This window comes from Aestuarium sp., assembly GCF_023253315.1.
In the GTDB taxonomy this organism is placed as follows: Bacteria; Pseudomonadota; Alphaproteobacteria; order Rhodobacterales; family Rhodobacteraceae; genus Marivivens; species Marivivens donghaensis.
The window spans coordinates 37,593-63,219 of record NZ_JALRGW010000016.1 but is presented as its reverse complement, the minus strand read 5'-3'; the positions used below and the strand labels follow the sequence as shown (position 1 = coordinate 63,219).

Here is a 25,627-nt window from a genome sequence, read left to right as displayed (position 1 = left end):
CGCCTTCGACCACTCGGCCACGTCTCCGTCGACCCGTTTAGCGATGGCTTTGAAGGAAAACAAGGCACCTCTGGCAGAAAGTTTTCGCGGCCGAAATGGTTAAGACATCTTGCGTGTAGCTTAAAAGAACATATCATGAACAAAAATGTCTGCCGCCATGTATTCGATCACCCTCCCATTTTCTGGAACGGCCATAGCATGGCGTCGGATTGCGCGGCGCTTGCTGTCGGCGCGTATCGCGCCTGAATTTGTGGAGTGGACGGTTGGGGCGACGGAGGTGGTGCCGACCTTGCCGGATGAGCGTTACAAGGCTCGAGTGCCCGAACGCTTTGTCATTTTGACTGAAACCGCCGTGTGGCATTCGGATCCAGCAAGGTTTGACCTGCTATATCGTTTGGCGTGGCGGCTGCGCCTCCAGCCGTCGCTGGTCGGAGATCGTAGCGACACGGACGTCCTGCGGCTTCTCGAACTGGAAAATGACGTATTGAGAGCGCATCGAAAATTGGGCCGCGATCTTCGTTTGCATGAGGTGGGACGACAGGCTGGGCGGCGTATTTTTGCTGGGTGGTGCGATGTGCCGCATGATCCTTTGGAATTGGCGCTGCCAAAGTATCAGCGCCAGTTTTCCGAATTTGATTGGGTTATCTATACGCCCCAGCGGATGGTTCGCTGCACGCAGGGCAATGTCTCACTAGCGCAGGCGCCTGAGCGGCCAGAGTTGCTGCGCGATACGATGCATTCTGACTGGTATGAATGGTTGAGGGCGCAGGTTTGCCCCACGCCCTCAAAAGATAGAACGGATTTTTCGGCCAATCTTACGTATTGAAGAGGAAGTGCATCACGTCGCCGTCTTGGACGATGTATGCTTTGCCTTCCGCACGCATTTTACCAGCTTCTTTAGCGCCAGTTTCACCCTTGAACTGGATGTAGTCATTGAACGCGATGGTTTCAGCGCGGATGAAGCCACGTTCAAAGTCGCCGTGGATCACGCCAGCAGCAGCAGGAGCGCCCGTGCCTTCTTTGATGGTCCATGCGCGGGCTTCTTTCGGGCCAACGGTAAAGTAAGTCTGCAGGTGCAGCAGTTCATAGCCAGCGCGGATGAGACGATCGAGGCCTGCCTCGGTGAGGCCCAGTTCGGAGAGGAACATTTCCTGTTCTTCGTCGTCGAGTTGGCTGATCTCTTCCTCGATGCGAGCGGAAATGACAACGTGGCTGTTGCCCTGAGCCGCTGCCATTTCAGCAACGCGAGCCGATTGGCTATTGCCTGCGCCAGCAGAGGTTTCTTCGACGTTGCAAACATAAAGGACAGGTTTGGTCGACAACAGTTGCAACATCTTCCACTGCTTCTGGTCGTCTTCCGAAATCTCGACGGTGCGGGCTGGTTTGCCTGCTTCGATTGCATCCTTCGCGAGTTTCAGGAGCCGTTCCTGTTCAACAGCCTCTTTGTCACCACCGCGAACCTTGCGGACGATGTTCTGTAGGCGACGCTCGATCGACTCTAGGTCCGCGAGCATCAATTCCATCTCGATGGTCTCTGCGTCGGCGACAGGGTCCACGCGGCCTTCAACGTGCGTGATGTCATCATCTTCAAAGCAGCGTAGAACGTGGGCGATAGCATCACATTCGCGGATGTTGGCAAGGAATTGGTTGCCAAGACCTTCGCCTTTGGATGCGCCTTTGACGAGGCCAGCGATGTCTACAAATGTCATACGCGTCGGGATGATCTGTTTGGAGCCAGCGATTTCGGCCAGAGCATCAAGGCGCTGATCGGGGACGGCCACTTCGCCGACGTTCGGTTCGATGGTGCAGAAGGGGAAGTTTGCAGCCTGTGCCGCTGCCGTTTTCGTCAGCGCGTTAAACAGGGTCGATTTGCCGACGTTCGGTAGACCCACGATACCCATCTTGAATCCCATCGGACCCTCCTGAAATTGCTCGAATGGCTTCTAGGCTGCAAGGCGCTTCGACGCAAGCGTCGCTGGGGGCATTGCCCCCAGACCCCCAGGATATTTGAGGCACAAATGCAGTATGGCGCATTTTGCTTGCACGCGAGGGCAGTGCGGCGTGACGTGGGCGCATAAAGGCGGTGCGGTCACAGTGCCTGTCTCTTTATCCAAGAGTAACGTCTAGGATCATCATCAAGATCAGACCGAAGAGAAGACCAGTGGTAGCACGGTTCTGATGCCCGTTGCGGTGCGTTTCAGGGAGGATTTCGTGGCTAATGATGTACAGCATTGCCCCTGCAGAGAATGTCAGTCCTAGCGGTAGGATTTCGTGGGTGACGGAAACTGCGCTAGCGCCAATCAGTGCACCAATGGGTTCGACCATGCCGGTCAGGGCAGCAACGAGGAAAGACTTACACCTCGAATAGCCGCGCCCGATGAGCGCAACGGCAACAGCAAGGCCTTCAGGCATGTCTTGGAGCGAGATACCTGTCATAACCGATATACCGCTGGTGGTGCCGTCACCAAAGGCTACGCCGATCGACATGCCTTCGGGGAAGTTGTGGATGGTTATCGCAATGACGAAGAGCCAGATGCGTCCCATCGCAGCAGTGTCGGCGCCTTCTTGGCCAGTGATGAAATGTTCATGGGGCAACGACGAGTTCAGCCAAGCGACAAATGCAGCGCCGAGGGCGATCCCAAGGCCAGCGATGAGGGAGGCGATCAAGGTAGAGCCGTATTGCTCTGTCGCAATATCAATCCCTGGCAGGATCAGGGAGAAGTAGGATGCCGAGAGCATCACGCCTGCTGCGAAACCTAAAAGCGTATCGCTGGCGCGTTGGCTCAGTGTCTTCCCAATTAATACCGGAACAGCGCCCAGTGCCGTAGCAATTCCTGCGACCAGACCGCCAAGTGTGCCGTTGAGAATGGTTTCCATAAATGCGCTCCCAGAATTTACGCGCATTAAATTTAGAATCATTTTAAATAGCAAGATAATCCAAGGTGTTTTCTCTTTACCAAGGAGCGATTTTCGCCTTTCCAAAAAGGGGATTCGCGTGTATGAGCGCGGCTTCATCGGGTCGCACACCCTTGGAGGGCGGCCCCTCATCTTATGGAGATTATCAAGATGGCACGTGAGATTCCTGATCTTATCGCCACGGAACGTACGGGGACAGGCAAGGGGGCCGCTCGTCAAGCTCGCCGTGATGGGCTCGTTCCGGGTATCGTTTACGGTGGTGGACAAGATCCGCTTCCGCTGAACTTCAACTACAACAAACTGCTTCAGAAACTGAAGCAGGGCCGTTTCATGTCCACCCTGTTCAACCTCAAAGTTGAAGGTCAGGAAGATGTACGTGTGATCTGCCGTGGCGTTCAGCGCGATGTTGTAAAAGACCTACCGACTCACATCGACTTTATGCGCCTGAAGCGCACCAGCCGTGTGAACCTGTTCGTGCACGTTGAGTTCGAAAACCACAAAGCTGCACCGGGCATCAAAAAAGGCGGCGTTCTGACCGTTGTTCGTCCGGAAGTCGAGCTGAGCGTTATCGCTGGCGACATTCCTGAGCAGATCGTTGTTGACCTGACCGGCCGCGAAATCGGCGATGTGATCCACATCTCTGACGTAACTCTGCCGGAAGGCGTTTCGCCGACCATCGACCGTGACTTCGTTATTGCGAACATCTCGGCTCCGTCGGGTCTGCGTTCGGCTGGCGTTGACGAAGACGAAGAGGGTGCAGAAGAGTAATTCTCTTCTTCACATCAGAATTAGGGAAACGGGGTCCGACGGGCCCCGTTTTCTTTTGTTGCTGAGGAAAATATTGGGTTTGATCCGCGGCAGGCTTCAGGCCTGAGCGAACAGGTTACCGCGCGCCTTCACAATGCTAACAAGCAAGATGAAGATGTAGATCACGTTCACGGACACGAGCAGCAGCCAAGGACGGAAGAACACGAGACCGACGACGAGCAGAGTAAGCACGAGCACGACCCGAGAGAGGCTGCGTGGAACTCGGACGGCCTTGAGCGATAGCGTCTTCAGTGTTGAGATCATAAGTACGCCAACAAATCCGAGCCAAATTGCTATGATCATGGGAATCGAGTGGGTGTCGAAGTAACCGCCGAATACAAGGAATGCAGGCATCAGCGCGAGCATCGCGCCACCCGGTGACGGGACACCTACAAAATGGGGCGTTTCACCGTCGTCCGTCTTTGGCTTGTCCTTCATTACGTTGAAGCGAGCAAGACGAAGGCAGGCCGCTCCAGCGTAAACTAGCGCGAAAATCCAGCCGAGGCCGCCAAGCGAGCTCAGGAAAAACTGGTAAATCAGGATCGACGGTGCGACGCCAAAGCACACAAAATCTGAGAGCGAATCGAGTTCGCCGCCCAATTCGGACGTAGAGTTGAGCCGACGCGCCATGAGGCCATCAAGGCCATCCATGACAGCAGCGAGCATGATCAGGAACGTGGCGAGCATGAAACGTTCGTCGACGGCAAAGCGGATGGACGTGAGACCCAAGCACATTCCTGTCAGGGTCACCATATTGGGGACCATTTGGACGAAAGGAACGCGGCCCTTGGTGTCCCGATTGTTTTCGTGCTCGCTCATGAGGTGCCTTAGGCTTGGGGCGCTTCGCCCAAATCTGCAATAACAGTTTCGCCAGCGATCATTGTCTGGCCTATCGATACCATCGGCTTTGCGCCCTCAGGAAGATAGATATCCAGACGAGACCCGAAACGGATGAGACCAAAACGTTCACCAATGCCGATCTCTTGGCCTTCTTTGGACCAGCACAGAATGCGACGCGCGACGAGGCCCGCGATCTGAACGGTGCCGAATTTCCGACCATCGGGAAGCTCGATGGTGATGCCGTTACGCTCGTTGTCCTCGGACGCTTTGTCGAGGGAGGCGTTGAGGAATTTACCGGGACGGTAAGCAACCGCGGTGATTGTGCCAGCAGCAGGTGCGCGGTTCACGTGACAGTTAAACACCGACATGAACACGGAAATGCGGGTCATGGCTTCGTCGCCAAGGCCTAGCTCTGCAGGTGGAACAGCAGGTTCCAGCAGCGACACAACGCCGTCCGCTGGAGAAACCATAATGCCCTTGCGGTCAGGCGTGACGCGTACGGGGTCGCGAAAGAAGTAATAGACCCAAACCGTCAGGCCGACGCCAATCCAGCCGAGCGGCTCCCACAGAAGGAACAACAGGACCGTAATCGCTGCAGCGATTGCTACAAACTTGCGCCCTTCGGGGTGCATGGGTTTTACAAAGGTCGACAGCATCGAGACAGACATCAGAGCACCATTTTTCGAATGAGTTGGGTCTCTTTAGCCGTGTGGTCGCGTCAAGAAAACCTCTCTTGAGGTGATCGTAGACATATGATCACGAAAAGAGAGGCCTATTTTCTTAGTTCTTTGGGTTCTTCTTAAAACCACCTTTGGGATTGCCGCCCTTGAACGACGACTTGCGGTCGCCAGAAGGCTTGCCACCGAATTTCTTACCAGCTGGTTTGTCACCAAATGTGCGTTTTCCTGCGGGCTTCTTTGCTGAGTCGTCGCCAGCGCGAGCACGCGGCTTAGCAAAAGACGGTCGATCAACGCGGCCATCGTCGCGGCGCTTCATGTCTTCTTTCTTCCAGCGCGTTTTGATGCGCGGTTCAGAGCCAGTTTCGCCGTCGGATTTGGCTTCTACTTTGCGCGGTTTAGTATCGGGTTTGTCAAAACGCGCGGGGCGCTCAAACTTTGCGGGTTTGTCCTTGCGCTCTGGACGTTCGAAACGTTCTGGACGAGGCGAACGCTCACCACGCTCACCACGCTCACCACGCTCACCACGCTCACCACGCTCACCACGCTCACCACGTTCTTCGCGACGAGGACGGTCCGACGGACCTCCACGATGGGGAGGACGCTCAGGACGGTCTGGACGTGGGCCGCGCGGTTTACGCGCGTCCATTTCTGGTGCTTGGTCCATGACGACCAGCGAAATGCCCTGTTCCAACTCGAGGTTCGCACCTTCGCGCGCAACCATCGCCTTGCCAGCTTCTTCCTGAACTTCGACGTAGGTGTCCGCATCGTTGATGCGGATACGGCCAATCGCATTCTTGTTCAGACCAGACTGTTTGCACAGCATCGGCAACAGCCAGCGCGGTTCCGCACGTTCGTTGCGGCCGATCGAGAGCTTGAACCAAACCGACGGCCCAAATTCTTGTTTCTTCTTCTCGCGATCAACAGACACGCCACCCAGTTCTTCAGGCGGGCAGCGACGTTCTTGATAGAGGCGCAGATAGGCAGCAGCGACTTGTTCAGCGCTGTATTTTTCAAGCAGTTTGCTGGCGAACGCAGCCTGATCCTCGTTGATGGCTTCGGACCATGCAGGGTGGTTGATCAGACGCTCTTCTTCACGTGTTTGAACAGCCTCGGCGCTAGGCGGCTCTGTCCATTCTGCTTCCAGCTTCGCCCATTTGAGCAAACGGGTGATTTTCATACGATCACGCGGTGTGGCGATCAGCGCGGAAATACCCTTGCGTCCAGCGCGACCGGTACGGCCAGAGCGGTGCAAAAGGGTTTCGGTGTTGGTCGGCGTTTCAGCGTGGATAACCAACTCAAGTCCCGGAAGGTCGATACCACGTGCAGCAACGTCTGTCGCAACGCAGATCTTTGCACGACCGTCGCGCATCGCTTGAAGCGCGTGTGTCCTTTCGGTTTGGGTTAGTTCGCCCGAGAGCGATACAACTTGGAAACCACGGTTCGACAGGCGGGCCGTCAGACGGGCCACGGCTGCGCGGGTGTTCGCAAAGATGATGGTGTTATCGGGGTCATGGAACAAAAGCGCGTTGATGATCGCGTGTTCAGCGTCATGCGGTGCACAATTTAGAACCTGATACGAAATGTCAGAGTGCTGCTGTTCTTTTGCCGAAACTTCTACGCGCAGCGCGTCCTTTTGGAAGTCTTTCGCCAGTTTCGCGATCAGTGGCGGAACGGTTGCGGAGAACATCAGCGTGCGGCGATCTTCGGGCGCTTCGGCCAAAATGAACTCGAGGTCCTCACGGAATCCGAGGTCGAGCATTTCGTCCGCTTCGTCCAAGACAACAGCGCGTGCCATCGTGAGGTCAAGCGCGTTGCGTTGGATGTGGTCGCGAATACGGCCTGGTGTACCGACGACGATGTGCGCACCACGTTCGAGAGCACGACGTTCGTTGCGAGGGTCCATACCACCAACAGCGGAGGCAATCACGGCACCCGTTTTCGCGTAGAGCCATTCAAGCTCGCGGCTGACTTGGAATGCAAGTTCGCGGGTCGGCGCAACGATCAGCGCGACAGGGAGGCCAGCGCGACCAGCAGAGCCGTCATCGTCCAAAAGGTCGGATGCGATAGCGAGGCCAAAGCCAACTGTTTTGCCAGAACCAGTACGAGCGGAAACCAGAAGGTCTTTCCCCTCATATTCGGGATTTAGCACAGCCTCCTGAACATCGGTCAGCGTTGTATACCCACGCTCGGATAGCGCGGCGGAAATAGTCGGGATCATCAGGGAGGCTTTCAAAAAAGGTCGAAGGTGGCCGTCTACACGGGCAGACACGCTAAGTATATAGCAAATATGTTGGCTCTGCTATGACCTGTCGGTATGGATAACATATGAAACTATTTGTCGGCCTCGGAAATCCGGGTGTGAAATACGCCCAGAATCGTCACAACATCGGCTTTATGGCCGTGGAACGTATCGCGAGCGATCACGGGTTTTCGCCGTGGCGCGCCAAATTCCAAGGCCAAACGAGCGAAGGTAGACTGGGGTCCGAAAAGGTTATCCTGTTGAAACCGGACACCTTTATGAATCTATCTGGCCAGTCTGTTGGCGAGGCGATGCGGTTTCACAAGCTCACGCCCCAAGATGTAGTCGTGTTCCACGATGAACTCGATCTCGCGCCGAGCAAGTGTCGTTTGAAAACGGGCGGCGGCCATGCGGGCCACAACGGGCTTCGTTCGATCCACCAACATATCGGTGAAGCTTACGACCGCGTTCGGCTTGGCATCGGTCACCCTGGGCACAAAGATCGCGTCGCTGGCTATGTCTTGTCTGACTTTGCGAAAGCAGAGCAGGATTGGCTCGATGATATGATGCGTGGAATCAGTGACGGGGCAGGTGCTCTGGCAGAGGGTGATGGCCCTAAATTCCTAAATGCCGTTGCATTGCGTGTTGCTCCGCCTCGCTCTGGCACAGGGACGGCTCAGGCCCCGAAGTCGAAGAACAAGCCCGAAAAGCTCGTCAAAAACGAACCGACGGTTGAGGAAGATACCCGCAGTCCGATGGAAAAGTTGGTGGATAGGTTCAGATGACAGGTCGCTTACCCGAGGCTCTTTTAACTCAGGCGCAGGCCTGCGAGGCTCTTGGGTCACCGTTGACTGCGAATCTACTGAGCTTGTTGGCCGAGAGGCTCACACCTAGCTCCCCGCTCACTGCGTGTTTGTTTAATTGGCCGGGTGATATGGGGCCATCGGCAGACTCAGTCCCGTTGCGGCTCGCGGGGGCGTTGAACGCACTTCGAATGTTGGGGCGGTGTGGGTTGGAAGACGCCTACGAAAACTACGCGACCGATCCTGATGCGCTTTGGGTGGCTGTAGAACGTGCTTTGACTGAAGAAGCCCCTTTCATATCGACGTTTATCGATAGTCCCCCGCAAACAAATGAAGTCCGCCGCTCTGCCGTTCTCATTGCGGTTTCTCACTGGCTGACAAAGCGGTTCAAGCTCCCGATGAATGTTTTCGAAGTCGGTGCGAGCGCTGGTTTGAACCTCATGTGGGATAGGTTCGCATTGTATTTGGGAGAGATTGTGTATGGCGACGACGATAGTCCCGTTCGGTTGGCTCCTGAGTGGACAGGGCCCTATCCGCCGAGGTCAGAGCTGCGGATATTAGATCGTCGTGGCGTGGACCTGAGCCCGATTGATGTCCAGAACCCGCTAGATCGGTTGCGCCTCAAGTCGTACATTTGGCCTGATCAGTTCGAGCGCGTGGCACTCACAGAGGCAGCAATCAGGCTGTGTGAAGTCAGCGTTGAACAGGGTGACGCCGTCGAGTGGTTGAATGCCAGTCTTCAAACGACGTGTGGCGCCCTGTCGATGGTCTATTCGACGGTGGCTTGGCAGTATTTGCCAGCCGATGCCCAAGAGCGTGGTCGGTCGATTATCGAAACTGTTGGTCGTGCAGCGACTGCAGAAAGTCCGCTTGCATGGTTCCAGATGGAAGCTGACGGTCAAAGCGGGAGCGCAGCCCTGACGTTGCGCATTTGGCCGGGAGAACTGCGGTTCAAAATGGGTCGTGTTGATTTCCATGGTCGCTGGGTTAAATGGACCCCACCTGTGTGATGAGGCCCCGATGACTCAAATGGACCAATCTCTTAACGTATACGGCGCACCGCTTATTTCGTGCTCCACCGATCCGATGACCGGATTTTTCCGCGACGGGTTCTGCAATACATGCGAGCAGGACCAAGGGAGCCACACCGTTTGCGCAGTCATGACCGATGAATTCCTCGCGTTTTCGAAATACGTGGGGAATGACCTGTCGACACCGAGGCCCGAGTTCAATTTCGTAGGCCTGAAAGCTGGCGATCAATGGTGCCTTTGCGCTGGACGCTTTCTGCAAGCCGCCGACGAAGGGTGCGCGCCTTTGGTTAATCTCAATGCCACTCACATGCGGGCGCTTGAGATTGTGCCTTTGGCTGTCCTAGAGGCTCACTCTGCCGCTTGAGCGGGAACAGCAAAGGCTGTTTCATCCAACAAATCGTCAATAAACAGGCTGAGAAGCTGGGGCCGCCCTGTAACGCCAGCCTTCCTGTAAATTGCATTCGTCTGCGCTTTAACCGTGCCTTCTGACGTATTGCGAAGCGCGGCGATTTCAGCGGTATTCAGCCCTTTGATGGCAAACAACGCGACGTCTTGTTCCGCGGCGGTGAGGCCCCATGCATCGAACCGTTCGTGCATGAGTTCCATAAAGGCACCCGATGCCGCGCGTAGACGATTTTCTGCCAGTCGAGCACGTGCGGAGGACCGTCGCAAGATGACCGCACCAAAGCCGACACCGATCAAAAGGCCGAATGCGGCGCCGAGTTCGATATATTCCGAGACTTGCCACGAGAATGCAGCAACGCCAAACACCGACGACAGGATGTTCCATAGGAAAAAGGTGGCGCAAATGATTTGCACCACGAGGACAGCTGTGACTGCCCGCTTGTCCATTAATTGGAACCTATCCCGTTAATCATCGTCGTCCTTGCCATCGCCATTATCTTCGTCGTCTTTGCTGTCGTTATCGTCACCACCTCGATTACGGCCACGATCATGATCATCGTCAGAGCTTTCATCGTCCTCATCATCGCTGCGATCATCGTCATTTCCGTGTCTGTCGTGATCGTCGTCGGATTCAATTTCTTCGAGCTCCGCAATGCGGGGGATGATGGTCATATTGGATCGCTTGCTTTCGCCAATCGCACGCCAATAGTCCCTCAGCAGTTCGCCCGTGGTTGGGTTAAACACAAGTTCTCTTTCGTGGGTCTGATTGCGCGCTACCACTCGAACGCGGCCCAAAAGGGTGCGATTTACGACGATGTCGGTATAGCCCTGCTCCTGCAGCTGCATGACGATGCTGTCTTGGATCGACTGCGCATGCACAGGCGCCCCAAACGCCAAAAGGGCGATTGTGATCATAATCGAAAGAGATTTGGTCCCGAATTTCATTTGTTCACCAGAAGGGGGTTCTGACAAAATGCCAGAACCCAAATATGTTAGCATGAAGCGTTACGAGTCGTCATTGCTATCGTCGTCACTATCATCACCGCTGTCGTCGCGGTCATCATCGTGATCATCGTTGTCATGGCCGCGGCCGTGGTGACCACCATTCCGACCGTGATCGTCGTTTAGATCGTGCGAAGGGCCGTCATCGCTTCCACGAACCCGACCCGAGGCACCACGTTCGCCATCGCGTTCTGTTCGAGTTCTGACTTCGCTCGAAATTTCGGCGCCTGTCGCTCGGTCATATATAACCTCATATTTCATGCCATCACGATAGGCTTCGACTTTGACCGTGCTGGCGGAGTTATAGATTTCAATACCTGTGAAGCCACCATTTTGGTAAGCGGAGATGATGTTGTCGATCAGTGGATCGGCTTTGACGGTTAGTGTGGATGCGGCGATCAAAATCGCAGCGGCAAAGGTTATCTTTTTCATAATACTCTCCCTGATTAACGGTAATCCGTGGAGACAGCGTCGCCTGAAATATGACCGTCGATCTATCCGCGCAGAGTTTATTATAGCCTAATGATCCATAGGTTGTATGGCTATAAACCAGAGTTTATGCGCCGAAAAACAAAACCCCGCGCAATGGCGGGGCTTTGATTTATCATAGTATTGCAGACACTTAGTCGCTGTTGCGACCTTCGTTGCCACTGGTCATATCGACTCCTAGGTGGCGCGCAACGGTAAAGATGTCTTTGTCGCCGCGACCACACATGTTCATCACGATGATATGGTCCTTGGGCAGAGTCGGCGCGATTTTCATCACGTGAGCCAACGCGTGAGACGGTTCCAGAGCAGGAATGATGCCTTCGGTGCGGCACGAGAACTGGAATGCTTCGAGCGCTTCTTTGTCGGTGATCGACACATATTTTGCGCGACCGATGTCATGCAGCCACGCGTGTTCTGGCCCGATGCCCGGATAGTCCAAGCCAGCGGAGATCGAGAAACCTTCGAGGATCTGACCATCTTCGTCTTGGAGCAGATAGGTGCGGTTGCCATGCAGGACGCCCGGACGGCCGCCTGTCAGCGACGCGCAGTGCTCCATCTTTTCGTTCACGCCTTTTCCACCAGCTTCGACGCCGATGATATTGACCGATGGATCATCGAGGAACGGATAGAACAAGCCCATCGCGTTCGAACCACCACCAATCGCGGCAATCACGGTATCGGGCAGGCGGCCTTCGCCCTCTTGTTCGGGCAGCTGCCAGCGGACTTCTTTACCGATGATCGATTGGAAATCGCGAACCATGGCAGGGTAGGGGTGCGGGCCAGCAACGGTGCCGATGCAGTAGAAGGTATCTTCGACGTTGGTGACCCAATCCCGAAGCGCGTCGTTCATTGCATCTTTCAGTGTGCCACGGCCAGAGGTCACTGGAATAACCTCGGCGCCAAGCAGCTTCATGCGGAACACGTTCGGCTGCTGACGTTCAACGTCATGCGCCCCCATGTAGACCACACACTTCAGGCCAAACTTCGCACAGACAGTTGCCGTTGCTACGCCGTGCTGACCTGCGCCCGTTTCAGCGATGATCCGCGATTTACCCATGCGGCGAGCAAGGATGATCTGACCAAGAACGTTGTTGATCTTGTGCGCGCCAGTGTGGTTCAGCTCGTCACGCTTGAGGTAGATTTTCGCGCCACCTAGCTCTTCGGTCATACGGCTTGCAAAATACAACGGGGAAGGGCGGCCTACGTAGTGTTTCCACAGATCGTCCATTTCGGCCCAGAAGGTCGCATCGGTTTTTGCTTTTTCGTACTCAGCCTGCAGATCAAGGATCAGAGGCATAAGTGTTTCAGCAACGAACCGACCGCCGAAATTGCCAAAGCGGCCTTGTTCGTCCGGACCGTTCATAAAGCTGTTGAATAGATCGTCTGCCATCGTGGCCTCCCCGAAGTTCAGCAGAACAGTTAGCGCCAATGCGCTAAGGGGTAAAGGGAGGAACCGTTACGCTTGTGCTGCTGCGATAAATGCGCGGATTTTTTCGGCATCTTTTACGCCTGCAGCCGATTCCACGCCTGACGATACATCTACCTGACGCGCGCCAGTCATATCGATTGCCTGCGCAACGTTGTCAGCATTTAAGCCGCCGGCCAGCATCCACGGACGGGTCCAATATTTGCGCCGCACCATTTTCCAATCCCACGCTGCGCCGTTCCCACCTGGACGGTCAGAGTCTATCGGCTGTTTCGGCTCAACGAGGATCTGGTCGGCGACTTGGGCATAAAGGTCGATCTGGAACAGATCGTCTGGGGACGAAATGCCGATAGCCTTCATAACAGGCAGACCATAGCGCTCTCGAACTTCCGTCACGCGCTCTGGGCTTTCTTTGCCGTGAAGCTGCAGCATATCGAGCGGAACTTTGGCCGTTAATTCATCCAAGAATTCATCACTCGCATCGACAACGAGCGCTACCTTTGCGACGCCAAGCGGGACCTCAAGCGCCAAGACTGCGGCCTCGTCGATGGTGACATTGCGTGGACTCTTGGAAAAGAAGACGAACCCAAGGTAAGCCGCCCCAGCATCACAGGCGACCTGAATGCTGGCCGCATCGCGAAGCCCGCAGATTTTCACTCTGACATCAGGCATGATTACGAACGTTCGAGCAGTTGGAGAACGTCATCTTTGCCGTCGCCATCTGCATCGCGGAGACGGTCCAATTCACGACGAAGCTGCTTTGCTTCTTTGCCACGTGCACGGGCTTCGGAACGGGTTTTGTGTTCGCGCAGCCATTCCCAGAGAAACCCGATGAGCAAACCAACACCAACACCTAGGAAAATCGCGATGAACAAAGGCACCTGAACGGTCGGCGCTACGCCGATGAAGTCAGCGAGCAAGTTCGGCATGGCGTGGATCGTCACGATGTCACGATTTGCCAAACCAACAAGCACAAGACAAAGGGCAACAATGCCCCAAAAGGCGTAGCGAAGCGTTTTCATTCGGTTCTCTTATTCGTCGTTCAGTCGATCGCGCAGCAGCTTGCCTGTCTTAAAGAACGGCACGTGCTTTTCTTCGACGTCGACAGATTCGCCGGTGCGCGGGTTACGGCCCGTTCTCGCATCGCGTTTCTTGACAGAGAATGCGCCGAAACCGCGCAGCTCAACCCGATGACCATCGGCCATCGCTTCAGTGATGGTGTCAAAGACCGTATTCACGATCTTCTCTACATCACGCTGGTAGAGGTGAGGATTTTCGTCGGCGATCTTTTGGATCAGTTCTGACCTGATCATAGGCGTGGACCCCCCGGGTATGAAACAGACGGCAGGTTCACCCTGCTCACTGCACGACTATAGGAAAACAGAACCCATCGGGGAATAGCCGTCATAGGGTGTAAATCGCGAAAATTGCATCAATTTCGGGCCTTTGGCTGGTGATTGAGGAATTTCGGCAGCGACTTCCAGTTTGGGCTCAAACGCTGCATCGCAGCACTGACGCAGCGATTCGCCAAAGAAAAACCCCGCTGCCTTACGACAGCGGGGTTCATTCTTGCACTCGAAAGGGGACTTATTCGTCCGAACCTTTCAGAGCTGCACCGAGGATATCGCCGAGCGAAGCGCCAGAAGCGGACGAACCGTACTGTTCTACTGCTTCTTTCTCTTCTGCGATTTCACGTGCTTTGATCGACAGACCCAGTTTGCGGGTCTTGCTGTCTACGTTGGTCACGCGAACGTCGACTTTATCGCCTACGCCGAAACGCTCAGGACGCTGTTCGGCACGGTCACGCGACAGGTCCGAACGACGGATGAACGACTTCATGCCTTCGTACTCAACCTCGATGCCGCCATCTTCGATTGCGGTTACGTTAACGGTGATCACCGAACCACGCTTTACGCCGCCAATGGCTTCAGCGAACGGGTCGCCTTCCATTGCTTTGATCGAGAGCGAGATGCGCTCTTTCTCAACGTCGACTTCGGTAACGACAGCCTTAACAACGTCGTTCTTGTGGTAGTTTTGGATCGCGTCTTCGCCACGGTCGTCCCACGACAGGTCGGAGAGGTGAACCATGCCGTCGATGTCGCCAGGCAGGCCGATGAACAGACCGAATTCGGTGATGTTCTTAACTTCACCTTCAACCTGTGTGCCTTCTGGGTGGGTCTCAGCAAAGACTTCCCATGGGTTGCGCTGGGTCTGCTTGAGGCCGAGCGAAACGCGACGCTTGGACGAGTCGATTTCGAGAACCATGACTTCGACTTCTTGCGAGGTCGAAACGATTTTGCCCGGGTGGACGTTTTTCTTGGTCCAGGACATTTCGGAAACGTGAACCAGACCTTCAACGCCAGCTTCGAGCTCAACAAATGCACCGTAGTCGGTGATGTTGGTTACGCGGCCAGTGTGTACCGATTCCAGCGGGTAGCGAGTTTCAACTGCATCCCACGGATCGTCCTGAAGCTGTTTCATGCCCAGAGAGATACGGTGGGTGTCTTTGTTGATCTTGATGACCTGAACGTTGATGGTCTCGCCGATCGACAGGATTTCCGACGGGTGGTTAACACGGCGCCATGCCATGTCGGTGACGTGCAGCAGGCCGTCAACGCCGCCCAGATCAACGAACGCACCGTATTCGGTGATGTTCTTGACCACGCCTTCAACAGCCTGACCTTCGGTGAGGTTGCCGATGACTTCAGCACGCTGTTCAGCGCGCGACTCTTCGAGGATCGCACGACGCGATACAACGATGTTGCCACGACGGCGGTCCATTTTCAGGATTTGGAACGGCTGCTTCAGACCCATCAGCGGGCCAGCGTCGCGTACGGGACGTACGTCGACCTGCGAACCCGGAAGGAACGCAACGGCGCCGCCCAGATCGACAGTAAAGCCACCTTTGACGCGGCCAAAGATTGCGCCTTCGACGCGCTCTTCTGCAGCGTATGCTTTTTCCAGACGATCCCATGCTTCTTCGCGGCGAGCCATTTCGCGGGAAATGACAGCTTCGCCACGGGCGTTTTCAGCCGCGCGCAGGAACACTTCCACTTCGTCGCCAACAGCGATCGAGGGAGCTTCACCCGGGTTTGCGAATTCTTTGAGGTCTACGCGGCCTTCCATTTTGTAGCCGACGTCGATGATAGCCTGACCGGCTTCAATCGCGATAACCTTACCTTTGACAACCGAACCTTCAGCCGGGGTGTCAATTTCGAAGCTTTCTTGTAGGAGGGCTTCGAATTCCTCCATCGATACGTTAGCCATCTGGCGTTAATCCTTTTCACGGTTTTTCTGGCCTAGCGGTTGGATCCGCCGGTCTTTTGATTGGCGTCGGTAAACGCAAAACAAAGAGGGCCGGAATGTCCGACCCTGCCTGATCCTGCGTCCACAGGTGTAACCCCTGCTTTAGACAGGGGCGCGTTTACCGCAGAAACCCCAACAGGGCAAGGACGGAATCCAACCTTGCCCCGGCAGGTGCAGCTTACTTTACATCGGTGACGATGCTGTCGCGCGAACGGCGAACTTTTTTCTGCGGGGCGAGCCAGTCGTTCGGCTCATCGCGGTAGCCGATTGCGAGGGTGACGACGGACTTCAGGCCCTTTTCTTTGAGGCCGAGAATTTCGTCGAATTGCGCAGGGTCAAAACCTTCCATCGGGGTCGTGTCGACGCCTTCTTCGGCGGCTGCCATCAAGGCAAAACCGAGTGCGATGTAGGCCTGACGTGCCGCATGTTCAAAGTTGGTCTGAGCATCGCGAGCCAGATACATGCCTTTGAGGTTGTCATAGTAGCCATTTAGCGCCTCACGGGTTTCTTCGCCGCGAATTTCTGCGTGAAGGTCAACAACACTGCTGATGTTTTCGTCGGTGTAGTTTTCCCACGCGGCAAATACGAGAACTGCGGTTCCGTCAGTGATTTGCTTTTGACCGAATGCGGCTGCAGACAGCTTTGCGCGCACATCATCGTTGGTCACGAGGATCAGTTGGAACGGCTGCAGGCCAGACGATGTCGGCGCGCGGCGGGCCGCATCAACAATGCGTTCGATTTTTTCAGCTGGAACAACCTTGGACGCATCCATAGCTTTGGTTGCGTAGCGCCAGTCGAGTTTTTCGTAGAACATCCGATTACCTTTCGAGGAGGGTGGTATTAATTCGATACTGGGTATATATTTGTGACCAATATGGCCTTCAAGAAGGCACATTTTGGATACTCAGTATCAAAGAGGGAACCATGAAGGACGTCGGCCACTGCCCGCTTCAATGCGAGAAAATCAATAGTGTTTTGTCCCGGATCGGTGACAGATGGAGCATCCTTGTGATGATTGCTCTCAAAGGGCGTCAGGTCATGCGTTTCAATGAGTTAAAGCGACATCTGGGTATCACGCAGCGCATGCTTTCCCTGACTTTGCGAGAGCTAGAGCGTGACGGGCTCGTGAACCGTACGGCCTATGCCACGGTGCCGCCGACGGTCGAATATGAATTGACCGATTTGGGCCAGTCTTTTGCAGAAACTATCGGTGTGATGGGCGAATGGGCTGTTGAGCACTTGGCCGAGATTGACCGTGCTCGCGCAGAGTATGATCGGAAAAACGCGGCTTAACGTGCGGCGTTGATCGCATTCACGGCGGCGGTAATAGCGTCTTCAATAGACAGATCACTTGTGTCGATCAGAAGGGCATCGTCGGCAGGTTTCAGCGGCGCATCGGCGCGATTCATATCGCGGTCATCGCGTTCCCGTACCTCGGCCAATACCTGTGCCTCGTCGCCACCGACCTCCAGCCACCGACGATGGGCGCGAACTTCGGCGCTCGCAGTAACAAAGAGTTTTACATCAGCCTTAGGGCAAATGACCGTCCCAATATCGCGACCATCGAGGACCGCACCGCCGTCTTGCGTGGCAAAGCGACGTTGAAAATCTACCAAAGCAGCGCGGACTTCTGGGATAACTGCGACCTTGGATGCCGCTTGCCCAGCCGCCAACGACCGCAGATCATCGCGGCTCAGGTCATCGTTATTCAGCGTTTGGGCCGCAGTAATCGGATCAACGCCATCCGCAGCTTTCGCGCCCACGGCTCTGTAGAGCAATCCGGTATCGAGATGTGCAAAGCCGAATTTCGCAGCGACGGCTTTGGAAATCGTCCCTTTGCCTGCAGCGGCTGGGCCATCGATGGCTACTGTGAAAGTCATGTTCGCCTCTTACTTAAGGGAGCCGTGCGCCGCCTTGCACCCACATCTCGAACAAGCGGACGGCACCAAATGCGATCAAAATGCCTGTCACAATGGTGGTCCGCCAGTTCCGTTGTGGCTTTCGCTCATTAGGGATTAGACCGTTCGATCGCTGCGCCCAAGTCCGCCATGAGGGGTTCAAAGATCGGGAAGGAGGTCGCAATCGGCGAGCCATCGTCCACCGACATCGGTTTGTTCGTGGCCATACCCATCACCATGAACGACATCGCGATGCGGTGATCGAGGCGAGATTCAACCGTTACGCCGCCCTCAACGTTGCCAAAGCCGCGACCTCTGACGATCCACCAATCGTCACCTTCGTCAACTTCGACGCCAGCAGCGCGCAGACCTTTGGCCATCGCATCAATGCGGTCAGATTCTTTGACGCGCAGTTCTTTTACGCCCTTCATCACGGTGTCGCCTTCAGCGAAGGACGCGACAACGGACAGAACAGGGTATTCGTCGATCATCGAGGCAGCGCGAGCAGGCGGAACTTCGATCCCTTTGAGGTTCGGTGAGTATTTTGCACGCAGGTCGGCAACGGGTTCGCCGCCTTCTTCGCGCAGGTTCTCGTATTCCAGATCAGCGCCCATTTCGCGCAGCGTTGTGAACAAACCAGCGCGGGTGTCGTTCAAGCCGATATTCGGGACGAGCACGTCAGAGCCCTCGGTGATGATCGCAGCGCAAACAGGGAATGCAGCCGACGATGGGTCGCGAGGGACGACAATCTTTTGAGCCTTCAGTTCAGGCTGTCCAGTCAACGTGATAACGCGTCCTTCTTCGGTCGTTTCGACCGTCAGTTCCGCACCGAAACCAACCAGCATCCGTTCGGTGTGATCGCGGGTGGCTTCTTTTTCGATAACGACAGTCTTGCCCGGGGCATTCAGACCAGCCAGCAAAACAGCCGATTTCACCTGCGCGGACGGGACTGGCGTCGCGTATGTCACGGGCACTGGGTTTTCTGCACCAACGATGGTGAGCGGTAGGCGGCCACCTTTGCGTCCGTAAGATTTTGCACCAAAGAGCGCCAGCGGATCTGTGACGCGCCCCATCGGTCGGGAGTTCAGGGATGCGTCGCCAGTAAATGTTGCGGTGATCGGAGAGGTGGCCATGCAGCCCATGATCAGGCGCACGCCAGTGCCAGAGTTGCCGCAGTCGATGACGTTTTCAGGTTCTTTGAACCCGCCTACGCCTACGCCCTCGACGCTCCATTTGCCTTCGCCGTGATCAACGACGGTCGCGCCAAAGGCACGCATCGCTTTAGCCGTATCCAGCACGTCTTCGCCCAGCAGCAGGCCCGTAATTTCGGTTTTACCAACCGACAATGCGCCAAGAATGAGTGACCGATGCGAGATCGATTTATCGCCAGGCACATTCGCCACGCCCTTGAGCGGTCCGCAGTTGCGGGAAATCATTGGAATAGGATTGCCGTGGCCTGACATGTAACACCTCTTTCAGCTTCGACAGCGTCTTAGCGCAGGTGCGTGTTAGCGTCCATCATGAACAGGGCGATTATCGCGCCGATCAGGATGTGAAAGCAGCGCGAAGAGCAATCTGTACCATATCGCCAAAGCTACGTTCACGTTGGTCACTGGGGAGTGCCTCATGTGTGACCAGATGGTCCGAGATTGTCAGAACCGCCAGCGCACGACGTTTGTAACGCGCAGCCAAAATATAAAGCTCTGCCGCTTCCATTTCGACTGCCAACGTTCCGTGGCGCATTAATTGTTCCGTCAGATCGGACCGTTCATCATAAAACGTATCGGATGAAAAAATTCCGCCAACGTGATGGGTAATGTCTAATTCTGCTGCTGCTTTTCCAGCGGCAGATAACAGGCCGAAATCAGCGCATGGCGCGTAATTCAATTCACGGAAAATCGATGAGGACGGCGTGCCAATGGTGCTAGCGGTCATCGCCAATACAATGTCGCGCACTTTGACATGGTCTTGCATGCCACCTGCTGATCCGATCCGAATGAGCGTCTGTGCATCGTAATCGCGAATTAATTCATTCGCGTAAATCGACAGCGACGGCATCCCCATGCCCGAACCATGGATGGTAACGGGGTTGCCGTTCCACGTCCCTGTGTATCCGAGCATGCCGCGCACTTCGTTAATGCAGCGAGGGTTCTCGAGGAATGTCTCCGCAGCCCATTTAGCACGATAGGGATCGCCAGGCATTAAAACTGTGGGGGCAATATCGCCCTTCTTAGCGCCGATATGAACAGTCATTCTGGGAACCCTAAAAGCAAAACGGCGCGGGATTACCGCGCCGCTGTTTTGAAATTAGATCGCGAAAGATGCGATGTCTTTGCCTGCATCTTCGGCGTCTTTGATCCACTGGGGTTTGCGACCACGGCCGGACCAAGTTTGGGAGCCATCCGCAGGGTTGCGATATTTCGCAGCCGCTTTGGCCTTTGGCGCTTTTGCTCCGCTTGTCAGTTCGTCCAGCGAAAACCCGAATTCAGCTGCAGCTTTGGCTGCTGCGTCACGAGCTGCTTTCAATTCGCGCGCGCCAACGCGGCTCAGTGCTTTCTCAACATCAGCACGAAGCGTTTCGAGTTCTTTACGGGATAGGGTATCGAGATTGAGGGTCATTCCGTGAGCCTTTAATGCAAGATTAAAATACGAAACGCATAATACCCCGAATGCGACAATTGGCAATCGGGGTATTTATTAATGATTTTGCCTTTAATTAAGCGGCTTTTTCTGCTGGATCGACAAGCGTTACGATATCGCCCATAATTCGGTTCAATTCGAAGTCTTTGGGCGTATAAACGCGCGAAACCCCCATTTCCATTAGCTTTTTCGCGTCTTCATCTGGAATGATGCCGCCCGCAATAACTGGAATGTGGTGCAATCCGGCTGCTTTCATTTTTTCCATGACCTCGGCGATCAGCGGCAAATGAGAGCCGGACAGAATTGACAGGCCAACGACGTGCGCATCATCGCGTTTCGCGGCTTCGACGATTTCGTCAGGCGTGAGGCGGATGCCTTCGTAAGTAATGTCCATGCCGCAATCGCGGGCACGCGCTGCGATTTGTTCAGCACCGTTCGAGTGACCATCTAGGCCAGGCTTGCCGACAATGAATTTCAGCGGACGACCCAACTTACCCGTCACTGTCGCAACGCGGTCGCGAATGTCATCCAAACCTTCGGTGCGGTTAGATGGGTTCTTTGAAACACCAGTCGGTGCGCGATACTGGCCGAACGCTTGACGGATCGCTTCTGCCCATTCGCCTGTCGTGACACCCGCTTTTGCTGCCGCAATCGACGGGATCATGATGTTGGTGCCGTCATTTGCAGCCGCTGTAAGGGCAGCCAGCGCATTGGCAACGGCAGCTGCATCACGGCCTGCTTTCCAAGCGTTCAAGCGAGAGATTTGTTCAGCTTCTACGGCAGGATCGACGGTCATGATTGCGTCTTCGCCCGAGGTGAGAGGCGATGGTTCCCCGTTCTGCCATTTGTTTACGCCAACGACGGTCGTTTCGCCCGCTTCGATGTTGTTGATGCGTTTCGCATTCGATTCGACCAAGCGTGACTTCATGTATTCGATGGCTTGAACCGCGCCGCCCATGCTGTCGATGGTTGCGAGCTCTTCGCGAGCGCCTGCCTTAAGGGCGGCAACTTTGCGGTCCACGGCAGGGTTGTTGTCGAACAGGTCATCGTATTCCAGAAGGTCGGTCTCATAGGCCATGATCTGCTGCATGCGGAGCGACCACTGCTGGTCCCACGGGCGCGGAAGGCCCAATGCTTCGTTCCATGCTGGCAACTGAACCGCACGAGCACGAGCGTTTTTAGACAAAGTCACAGCCAGCATTTCGATCAGAATACGGTAGACGTTATTTTCAGGCTGCTGCTCCGTCAGGCCGAGAGAGTTCACCTGAACACCATAGCGGAAGCGGCGCATTTTGGGGTCTTCGACGCCATAGCGCTCTTTGCAGATTTCGTCCCAAAGTTCGACGAACGCCCGCATTTTGCACATTTCGGTCACGAAGCGGATGCCAGCATTCACGAAGAACGAGATGCGGCCAACCATGTTCGGGAAGTGCTCTGCAGGAACTTTGCCCTTGAGATCATCGAGAACAGCAGTCGCGGTCGCCAATGCAAAGGCCAGTTCTTCTTCGGGTGTCGCGCCAGCCTCTTGAAGGTGGTAGGAGCAGACGTTCATCGGGTTCCATTTGGGCAAGTTTTCGCGGGTATAGGCCGCAACGTCCGTGATCATCCGCAGGGATGGCTTCGGCGGACAAATGTAGGTGCCGCGCGAAAGATACTCTTTGATAATGTCGTTCTGAACCGTGCCTTGAAGCGCAGATATATCGGCGCCCTGCTCCTCTGCTACGGCGATATAAAGGGACAGAAGCCAAGGAGCCGTCGCGTTGATTGTCATCGACGTATTCATCTGTTCGAGCGGGATATTGTCGAACAATGCGCGCATGTCACCGAGGTGGCAGACAGGAACGCCAACTTTGCCCACTTCACCGCGAGCGAGGCGATGATCTGAATCGTAACCCGTCTGGGTGGGAAGGTCGAAAGCCACGGAAAGGCCGGTCTGACCCTTTGCGAGGTTTGAACGATACAGTGCGTTCGACGCCTCAGCGGTCGAGTGCCCCGCATAGGTGCGGAACAGCCACGGGCGATCTTTCTGCGGTTGCGACATATGGGCCTCCAGAGAATCCGGTCGGGTAATTTTATTTCGTCGGAGAATGGATAACGGAAAGATTGCATCCCTGTCAATTCGCTGCGTTGCGGCGTGAGCCTATTGTCCTATACCTCAGTTCAGGTCACTGTCGGCGCATGAATGCCCCCGTTACTCTCCCGCTTTGGCTTTTGGTTCTGATCCTGCTGTTTGCAGCGGTCACTTTTGCTTCGCATTTCCTTTTCCCATCCGTCCGCTGGTTTTTCCGTAAACGGATGGAGCGTGCTGTGGCGCGACTAAATGAGCGCCTTGCGCGGCCGATTGAGCCGTTCAAATTGGCCCGGCGCTTCGATACGATTCAGCGACTGATCTATGATCCCGATGTCGCAAAAGCGATCCACAAAGCGGCGACGGCTGAAGGCATTCCTGACAACGTGGCTTTTGAACGCGCGAAACGTTACGCCCGCGAGATCGTCCCATCCTTCTCGGCTTCGGTCTATTTCGGCTTCGGCGCGAGGCTCGCGAAATTGGTCTCTCGGTCGATGTACAAGATCCGATTGGGTGCGATGGTCCAGAATGAGTTTGGCGCCATTGATCGGGACGCCACACTCGTCTTTGTGATCAACCACCGCAGCAATATGGACTATATGCTGGTGACCCACCTGATCAGTAGTTCGAGCACGATCGCCTATGCTGTCGGGGAGTGGGCGCGCGTTTGGCCGTTGTCATGGTTGGTTCGCGCAATGGGGGCCTATTTCATTCGGCGGGGCTCTCGTGGTCAGCTCTATCGCGCTGTTTTATCTCGATATGTTCGGATGGCGACTGAGAACGGCGTGACTCAAGCGTTCTTTCCCGAAGGCGGGCTTAGCCTTACCGGAGCGATAGCGAAGCCCAAAATGGGGCTGCTCAGCTACATCGTGGATGCGTCTAAACCAGATGGACGCGATGTGATCTTTGTGCCCGTTGCGCTGAACTATGATCGCGTGCCCGAGGATCGGTTACTGATCCGCGCGGCGATAACGGGGGAACGCAAGTTCCGGCCGTCGCTATGGTCAGCGCTCTTGGCCTTGCCTGCGACACTGTGGCGGGCCGTAAGGCTAAAGTTCACGCCGTTTGGGACCGCATCCGTAGGCTTCGGGTCGCCGATTGTATTGTCAGAGTTTCTTGCGACGTCGCCAGATCGCTCGATTGATGAATTAGCTGACGTGTTGATGGAAAATATTGCAAAGGTGGTCCCTCTCGTCCCGGTCCCTCTCGTCGCTCGTGCGATGTTGCAGGGGCACTTTTCCAAAGATTCAATTACCGAAGCCATCGCATCTGATTTGGCCTCTCTTCGGTCACGGGGGGTAACGCTGCCACGGCGGTCGGCAGCCGAGCTCGCCACCGAAGGTTTGGCGCTCATGCTGGCTCGGAAAATGATCCGAAAAATGGGCGATACCTACGAGATCGTCCCTGATGAACGGTCCCTGCTCGACTACTATGCAGCCTCGATTGCGCATCATTTTTGTGCAGACGCAGCGTAAATTTCGGGATTTTCTGCATCCGCAAGGTAATAAAATTACAATTTACACTTTGGTGGGGTTGCAAAGTTACTCTCTCGATCATAATTCTTGGGTAATCTCGCCGATTCTGCGGCGCGGCAAAAAATTATCCTTTGGAGGAGTTAGATCGATGGCACTCGACTATACCGCGACTAAAAAAGATCTGTACGAAGTTGGTGAAATCCCCCCTCTCGGCCACGTTCCTGAAAAAATGTACGCATGGGCCATTCGTCGTGAACGCCACGGCGAGCCAGACAAGTCATTTCAGGTTGAAGTTGTAGAAACCCCCAAGCTTGATGCGCATGAAGTTCTCGTGCTCGTTATGGCTGCTGGCGTGAACTATAACGGCGTTTGGGCTGGTCTTGGCGTTCCGATTTCGCCTTTTGACGGTCACGGCGCTGAATATCACATCGCTGGTTCGGATGCCTCGGGTATCGTTTGGGCTGTTGGCGATAAGGTGAAGAACTGGAAAGTCGGTGACGAGGTCGTCATCCACTGTAACCAAGACGATGGCGACGATGAGGAATGCAACGGTGGCGATCCGATGTTCTCTCCCACTCAGCGTATCTGGGGCTACGAGACGCCAGACGGTTCGTTCGCTCAGTTCACTCGCGTTCAGGCGCAACAGCTTCTTCCGCGCCCTTCGCACCTGACTTGGGAACAGTCGGCTTGCTACACCCTGACCTTGGCAACCGCCTATCGCATGTTGTTCGGTCATGCACCGCACGACATCAAACCGGGCCAGCACGTTCTGGTTTGGGGTGCATCTGGTGGTCTGGGTTCGTTTGCTGTTCAGCTGGCTAAGGCAGCGGGCGCTCATGCGATCGGTGTAATTTCTGATGAATCCAAGCGCGACTTTGTGATGTCGATGGGCGCGAAAGGCGTCATCAACCGCAAAGACTTTAACTGCTGGGGCCAACTCCCGAAGGTAAACACCCCTGAATATGACGCATGGTTCAAAGAGGCCCGCCGTTTTGGCAAAGCCATTTGGGAATTCACGGGCAAAGGCAACAACGTCGACATCGTGTTCGAACACCCGGGTGAGTCCACCTTCCCTGTGTCCAACCTCGTCTGCAAAAAAGGCGGTATGGTTGTGATCTGCGCAGGTACCTCTGGTTTCAACTGCACCTTCGACGTGCGCTACACATGGATGCACCAGAAGCGTTTGCAGGGTTCGCACTTTGCTCACCTGAAGCAGGCCGCAGCAGCCAACCGTTTGGTCTGCGAAGGCCGCATTGATCCTTGCATGTCCGAAGTCTTCCCATGGGACGAAATCCCGACAGCGCACATGAAGATGATGAAAAACCAGCACCTGCCGGGCAACATGGCGGTTTTGGTTCAGGCTCAGAAAACAGGCATGACCACCTTTGCCGAGGTTATCGCAGAGTCCAAAGCCTAACTCTGATTCGGCCCAGCACAATCAACCGAGAGGCGATCCGATTGGGTCGCCTCTTTATTTTAGTCACATTCAGAACAAATAGTTGCGAATTAGGTGCCTCCCTATTTGTGGGGAGGGCGAATGTGCGAATAATTCGTTCAGAAGTTGTGTGCTAGGCTTGGTTGTTAATGTTCCATTAACCATCG

At 55.2% G+C, this 25,627-nt stretch carries 27 protein-coding genes; 8 read left to right on the top strand and 19 right to left on the bottom strand.

Annotated features, from left to right (window positions below; genetic code table 11):
* Window positions 1–145 precede the first annotated feature (145 nt).
* On the top strand, window positions 146–826 hold the full coding sequence (locus tag AC1QQ2_RS09655; RefSeq protein ID WP_479712966.1) for a DUF4130 domain-containing protein: 681 nt from the start codon (window positions 146–148) through the stop codon (window positions 824–826).
* Here AC1QQ2_RS09655 and ychF read toward each other — a convergent pair.
* Together ychF and AC1QQ2_RS09645 are read right to left on the bottom strand one after the other, a co-directional pair.
* Window positions 816–1,913, bottom strand: a complete 1,098-nt coding sequence (ychF, locus tag AC1QQ2_RS09650; RefSeq protein WP_067547979.1) for a redox-regulated ATPase YchF — start codon at window positions 1,911–1,913, stop codon at window positions 816–818. The genes AC1QQ2_RS09655 and ychF overlap by 11 nt on opposite strands.
* 193 nt (window positions 1,914–2,106) lie before the next feature.
* Entirely contained in the window at window positions 2,107–2,877 is a 771-nt protein-coding gene (locus tag AC1QQ2_RS09645) for a ZIP family metal transporter (RefSeq protein ID WP_479712965.1), read from the bottom strand.
* Window positions 2,878–3,066: 189 nt separating this feature from the next.
* Between AC1QQ2_RS09645 and AC1QQ2_RS09640 the strand changes: the two genes are divergently transcribed.
* Window positions 3,067–3,684, top strand: a complete 618-nt coding sequence (locus tag AC1QQ2_RS09640) for a 50S ribosomal protein L25/general stress protein Ctc (RefSeq protein WP_067547991.1) — start codon at window positions 3,067–3,069, stop codon at window positions 3,682–3,684.
* Between the two features lie 96 nt (window positions 3,685–3,780).
* Here the strand turns inward: AC1QQ2_RS09640 and pssA are convergent, their stop codons facing one another.
* The 3 genes from pssA to AC1QQ2_RS09625 all read right to left on the bottom strand — a co-directional run bounded on the left by pssA (window position 3,781) and on the right by AC1QQ2_RS09625 (window position 7,461).
* Window positions 3,781–4,542, bottom strand: coding sequence for a CDP-diacylglycerol--serine O-phosphatidyltransferase (pssA, locus tag AC1QQ2_RS09635; RefSeq protein WP_479712964.1), 762 nt, complete (start codon window positions 4,540–4,542; stop codon window positions 3,781–3,783).
* An 8-nt stretch (window positions 4,543–4,550) separates the two neighbouring features.
* Window positions 4,551–5,231, bottom strand: a complete 681-nt coding sequence (locus tag AC1QQ2_RS09630) for a phosphatidylserine decarboxylase (protein ID WP_105234060.1) — start codon at window positions 5,229–5,231, stop codon at window positions 4,551–4,553.
* Between the two features lie 112 nt (window positions 5,232–5,343).
* Window positions 5,344–7,461: a DEAD/DEAH box helicase gene (locus AC1QQ2_RS09625; RefSeq protein ID WP_479712963.1), complete on the bottom strand. Its 2,118-nt coding sequence runs from the start codon at window positions 7,459–7,461 to the stop codon at window positions 5,344–5,346.
* Between the two features lie 107 nt (window positions 7,462–7,568).
* Here AC1QQ2_RS09625 and pth point away from each other — a divergent pair, with 107 nt between their 5' ends.
* The 3 genes from pth to AC1QQ2_RS09610 are packed head-to-tail and all read left to right on the top strand — an operon-like array spanning window position 7,569 to window position 9,680.
* Window positions 7,569–8,267: an aminoacyl-tRNA hydrolase gene (pth, locus tag AC1QQ2_RS09620; protein ID WP_105234062.1), complete on the top strand. Its 699-nt coding sequence runs from the start codon at window positions 7,569–7,571 to the stop codon at window positions 8,265–8,267.
* Complete coding sequence (locus tag AC1QQ2_RS09615; protein ID WP_479712962.1) at window positions 8,264–9,295, top strand: DUF2332 domain-containing protein; 1,032 nt, start codon at window positions 8,264–8,266, stop codon at window positions 9,293–9,295. The genes pth and AC1QQ2_RS09615 overlap by 4 nt, the downstream gene beginning before the upstream one ends.
* A gap of 10 nt (window positions 9,296–9,305) precedes the next feature.
* On the top strand, window positions 9,306–9,680 hold the full coding sequence (locus AC1QQ2_RS09610; protein ID WP_479712961.1) for a DUF2237 family protein: 375 nt from the start codon (window positions 9,306–9,308) through the stop codon (window positions 9,678–9,680).
* On the opposite strand, the gene AC1QQ2_RS09605 is transcribed toward AC1QQ2_RS09610, so the two are convergent.
* The 9 genes from AC1QQ2_RS09605 to AC1QQ2_RS09565 all read right to left on the bottom strand — a co-directional run bounded on the left by AC1QQ2_RS09605 (window position 9,665) and on the right by AC1QQ2_RS09565 (window position 16,758).
* Window positions 9,665–10,168 carry a helix-turn-helix transcriptional regulator gene (locus AC1QQ2_RS09605; protein WP_105234065.1) on the bottom strand — a complete coding sequence of 168 codons (504 nt, stop codon included), beginning with the start codon at window positions 10,166–10,168 and terminating at the stop codon, window positions 9,665–9,667. The two genes, AC1QQ2_RS09610 and AC1QQ2_RS09605, sit on opposite strands and share 16 nt — an antisense overlap.
* 18 nt (window positions 10,169–10,186) lie before the next feature.
* Window positions 10,187–10,666 (bottom strand): hypothetical protein, encoded by a 480-nt coding sequence (locus AC1QQ2_RS09600; protein ID WP_479712960.1) that lies wholly within the window; start codon window positions 10,664–10,666, stop codon window positions 10,187–10,189.
* 60 nt (window positions 10,667–10,726) lie between these two features.
* Window positions 10,727–11,155 carry a hypothetical protein gene (locus tag AC1QQ2_RS09595; protein ID WP_479712959.1) on the bottom strand — a complete coding sequence of 143 codons (429 nt, stop codon included), beginning with the start codon at window positions 11,153–11,155 and terminating at the stop codon, window positions 10,727–10,729.
* A 190-nt stretch (window positions 11,156–11,345) separates the two neighbouring features.
* The gene (trpB, locus tag AC1QQ2_RS09590) at window positions 11,346–12,602 is read right to left on the bottom strand and encodes a tryptophan synthase subunit beta (RefSeq protein WP_067548015.1); all 1,257 of its coding nucleotides are present in this window, start codon (window positions 12,600–12,602) and stop codon (window positions 11,346–11,348) included.
* A 66-nt stretch (window positions 12,603–12,668) separates the two neighbouring features.
* Window positions 12,669–13,310, bottom strand: coding sequence for a phosphoribosylanthranilate isomerase (locus AC1QQ2_RS09585; protein WP_479712958.1), 642 nt, complete (start codon window positions 13,308–13,310; stop codon window positions 12,669–12,671).
* A 2-nt stretch (window positions 13,311–13,312) separates the two neighbouring features.
* Window positions 13,313–13,660, bottom strand: a complete 348-nt coding sequence (locus AC1QQ2_RS09580) for a LapA family protein (RefSeq protein ID WP_067548021.1) — start codon at window positions 13,658–13,660, stop codon at window positions 13,313–13,315.
* Window positions 13,661–13,669: 9 nt separating this feature from the next.
* Window positions 13,670–13,951, bottom strand: coding sequence for an integration host factor subunit beta (gene ihfB / locus AC1QQ2_RS09575; RefSeq protein ID WP_067548024.1), 282 nt, complete (start codon window positions 13,949–13,951; stop codon window positions 13,670–13,672).
* A 274-nt stretch (window positions 13,952–14,225) separates the two neighbouring features.
* Window positions 14,226–15,905 (bottom strand): 30S ribosomal protein S1, encoded by a 1,680-nt coding sequence (gene rpsA / locus AC1QQ2_RS09570; protein ID WP_067548027.1) that lies wholly within the window; start codon window positions 15,903–15,905, stop codon window positions 14,226–14,228.
* Window positions 15,906–16,122: 217 nt separating this feature from the next.
* A complete protein-coding gene (locus tag AC1QQ2_RS09565) occupies window positions 16,123–16,758 on the bottom strand; it encodes an NAD(P)H-dependent oxidoreductase (RefSeq protein WP_479712957.1) in 636 nt (211 codons plus the stop codon).
* 110 nt (window positions 16,759–16,868) lie between these two features.
* Here AC1QQ2_RS09565 and AC1QQ2_RS09560 point away from each other — a divergent pair, with 110 nt between their 5' ends.
* Window positions 16,869–17,237, top strand: a complete 369-nt coding sequence (locus AC1QQ2_RS09560) for a winged helix-turn-helix transcriptional regulator (RefSeq protein WP_067548032.1) — start codon at window positions 16,869–16,871, stop codon at window positions 17,235–17,237.
* On the opposite strand, the gene AC1QQ2_RS09555 is transcribed toward AC1QQ2_RS09560, so the two are convergent.
* The 5 genes from AC1QQ2_RS09555 to AC1QQ2_RS09535 all read right to left on the bottom strand — a co-directional run bounded on the left by AC1QQ2_RS09555 (window position 17,234) and on the right by AC1QQ2_RS09535 (window position 22,523).
* Window positions 17,234–17,824: a (d)CMP kinase gene (locus AC1QQ2_RS09555; RefSeq protein WP_479712956.1), complete on the bottom strand. Its 591-nt coding sequence runs from the start codon at window positions 17,822–17,824 to the stop codon at window positions 17,234–17,236. The two genes, AC1QQ2_RS09560 and AC1QQ2_RS09555, sit on opposite strands and share 4 nt — an antisense overlap.
* A gap of 128 nt (window positions 17,825–17,952) precedes the next feature.
* Window positions 17,953–19,305 carry a 3-phosphoshikimate 1-carboxyvinyltransferase gene (gene aroA, locus AC1QQ2_RS09550; protein WP_479712955.1) on the bottom strand — a complete coding sequence of 451 codons (1,353 nt, stop codon included), beginning with the start codon at window positions 19,303–19,305 and terminating at the stop codon, window positions 17,953–17,955.
* Window positions 19,306–19,387: 82 nt separating this feature from the next.
* A complete protein-coding gene (deoD, locus tag AC1QQ2_RS09545) occupies window positions 19,388–20,095 on the bottom strand; it encodes a purine-nucleoside phosphorylase (RefSeq protein WP_479712954.1) in 708 nt (235 codons plus the stop codon).
* A gap of 54 nt (window positions 20,096–20,149) precedes the next feature.
* Entirely contained in the window at window positions 20,150–20,461 is a 312-nt protein-coding gene (locus AC1QQ2_RS09540) for an H-NS histone family protein (RefSeq protein ID WP_105234074.1), read from the bottom strand.
* 97 nt (window positions 20,462–20,558) lie between these two features.
* Window positions 20,559–22,523, bottom strand: a complete 1,965-nt coding sequence (locus AC1QQ2_RS09535) for a methylmalonyl-CoA mutase family protein (RefSeq protein ID WP_479712953.1) — start codon at window positions 22,521–22,523, stop codon at window positions 20,559–20,561.
* Between the two features lie 137 nt (window positions 22,524–22,660).
* Here AC1QQ2_RS09535 and AC1QQ2_RS09530 point away from each other — a divergent pair, with 137 nt between their 5' ends.
* Both AC1QQ2_RS09530 and ccrA read left to right on the top strand, forming a co-directional pair.
* A complete protein-coding gene (locus tag AC1QQ2_RS09530; protein WP_479712952.1) occupies window positions 22,661–24,025 on the top strand; it encodes a 1-acyl-sn-glycerol-3-phosphate acyltransferase in 1,365 nt (454 codons plus the stop codon).
* A gap of 148 nt (window positions 24,026–24,173) precedes the next feature.
* Entirely contained in the window at window positions 24,174–25,442 is a 1,269-nt protein-coding gene (gene ccrA / locus AC1QQ2_RS09525; RefSeq protein ID WP_479712951.1) for a crotonyl-CoA carboxylase/reductase, read from the top strand.
* Window positions 25,443–25,627 lie beyond the last annotated feature (185 nt).

What these genes read in the sequence shown, in the direction of transcription:
- AC1QQ2_RS09655 (WP_479712966.1), top strand. Translation starts at nt 146, where the DNA reads ATGTCTGCCGCCATGTATTCGATCACCCTCCCATTTTCTGGAACGGCC.
- ychF (WP_067547979.1), bottom strand. Translation starts at nt 1,913, where the DNA reads ATGGGATTCAAGATGGGTATCGTGGGTCTACCGAACGTCGGCAAATCG.
- AC1QQ2_RS09645 (WP_479712965.1), bottom strand. Translation starts at nt 2,877, where the DNA reads ATGGAAACCATTCTCAACGGCACACTTGGCGGTCTGGTCGCAGGAATT.
- AC1QQ2_RS09640 (WP_067547991.1), top strand. Translation starts at nt 3,067, where the DNA reads ATGGCACGTGAGATTCCTGATCTTATCGCCACGGAACGTACGGGGACA.
- pssA (WP_479712964.1), bottom strand. Translation starts at nt 4,542, where the DNA reads ATGAGCGAGCACGAAAACAATCGGGACACCAAGGGCCGCGTTCCTTTC.
- AC1QQ2_RS09630 (WP_105234060.1), bottom strand. Translation starts at nt 5,231, where the DNA reads ATGTCTGTCTCGATGCTGTCGACCTTTGTAAAACCCATGCACCCCGAA.
- AC1QQ2_RS09625 (WP_479712963.1), bottom strand. Translation starts at nt 7,461, where the DNA reads ATGATCCCGACTATTTCCGCCGCGCTATCCGAGCGTGGGTATACAACG.
- pth (WP_105234062.1), top strand. Translation starts at nt 7,569, where the DNA reads ATGAAACTATTTGTCGGCCTCGGAAATCCGGGTGTGAAATACGCCCAG.
- AC1QQ2_RS09615 (WP_479712962.1), top strand. Translation starts at nt 8,264, where the DNA reads ATGACAGGTCGCTTACCCGAGGCTCTTTTAACTCAGGCGCAGGCCTGC.
- AC1QQ2_RS09610 (WP_479712961.1), top strand. Translation starts at nt 9,306, where the DNA reads ATGACTCAAATGGACCAATCTCTTAACGTATACGGCGCACCGCTTATT.
- AC1QQ2_RS09605 (WP_105234065.1), bottom strand. Translation starts at nt 10,168, where the DNA reads ATGGACAAGCGGGCAGTCACAGCTGTCCTCGTGGTGCAAATCATTTGC.
- AC1QQ2_RS09600 (WP_479712960.1), bottom strand. Translation starts at nt 10,666, where the DNA reads ATGAAATTCGGGACCAAATCTCTTTCGATTATGATCACAATCGCCCTT.
- AC1QQ2_RS09595 (WP_479712959.1), bottom strand. Translation starts at nt 11,155, where the DNA reads ATGAAAAAGATAACCTTTGCCGCTGCGATTTTGATCGCCGCATCCACA.
- trpB (WP_067548015.1), bottom strand. Translation starts at nt 12,602, where the DNA reads ATGGCAGACGATCTATTCAACAGCTTTATGAACGGTCCGGACGAACAA.
- AC1QQ2_RS09585 (WP_479712958.1), bottom strand. Translation starts at nt 13,310, where the DNA reads ATGCCTGATGTCAGAGTGAAAATCTGCGGGCTTCGCGATGCGGCCAGC.
- AC1QQ2_RS09580 (WP_067548021.1), bottom strand. Translation starts at nt 13,660, where the DNA reads ATGAAAACGCTTCGCTACGCCTTTTGGGGCATTGTTGCCCTTTGTCTT.
- ihfB (WP_067548024.1), bottom strand. Translation starts at nt 13,951, where the DNA reads ATGATCAGGTCAGAACTGATCCAAAAGATCGCCGACGAAAATCCTCAC.
- rpsA (WP_067548027.1), bottom strand. Translation starts at nt 15,905, where the DNA reads ATGGCTAACGTATCGATGGAGGAATTCGAAGCCCTCCTACAAGAAAGC.
- AC1QQ2_RS09565 (WP_479712957.1), bottom strand. Translation starts at nt 16,758, where the DNA reads ATGTTCTACGAAAAACTCGACTGGCGCTACGCAACCAAAGCTATGGAT.
- AC1QQ2_RS09560 (WP_067548032.1), top strand. Translation starts at nt 16,869, where the DNA reads ATGAAGGACGTCGGCCACTGCCCGCTTCAATGCGAGAAAATCAATAGT.
- AC1QQ2_RS09555 (WP_479712956.1), bottom strand. Translation starts at nt 17,824, where the DNA reads ATGACTTTCACAGTAGCCATCGATGGCCCAGCCGCTGCAGGCAAAGGG.
- aroA (WP_479712955.1), bottom strand. Translation starts at nt 19,305, where the DNA reads ATGTCAGGCCACGGCAATCCTATTCCAATGATTTCCCGCAACTGCGGA.
- deoD (WP_479712954.1), bottom strand. Translation starts at nt 20,095, where the DNA reads ATGACTGTTCATATCGGCGCTAAGAAGGGCGATATTGCCCCCACAGTT.
- AC1QQ2_RS09540 (WP_105234074.1), bottom strand. Translation starts at nt 20,461, where the DNA reads ATGACCCTCAATCTCGATACCCTATCCCGTAAAGAACTCGAAACGCTT.
- AC1QQ2_RS09535 (WP_479712953.1), bottom strand. Translation starts at nt 22,523, where the DNA reads ATGTCGCAACCGCAGAAAGATCGCCCGTGGCTGTTCCGCACCTATGCG.
- AC1QQ2_RS09530 (WP_479712952.1), top strand. Translation starts at nt 22,661, where the DNA reads ATGAATGCCCCCGTTACTCTCCCGCTTTGGCTTTTGGTTCTGATCCTG.
- ccrA (WP_479712951.1), top strand. Translation starts at nt 24,174, where the DNA reads ATGGCACTCGACTATACCGCGACTAAAAAAGATCTGTACGAAGTTGGT.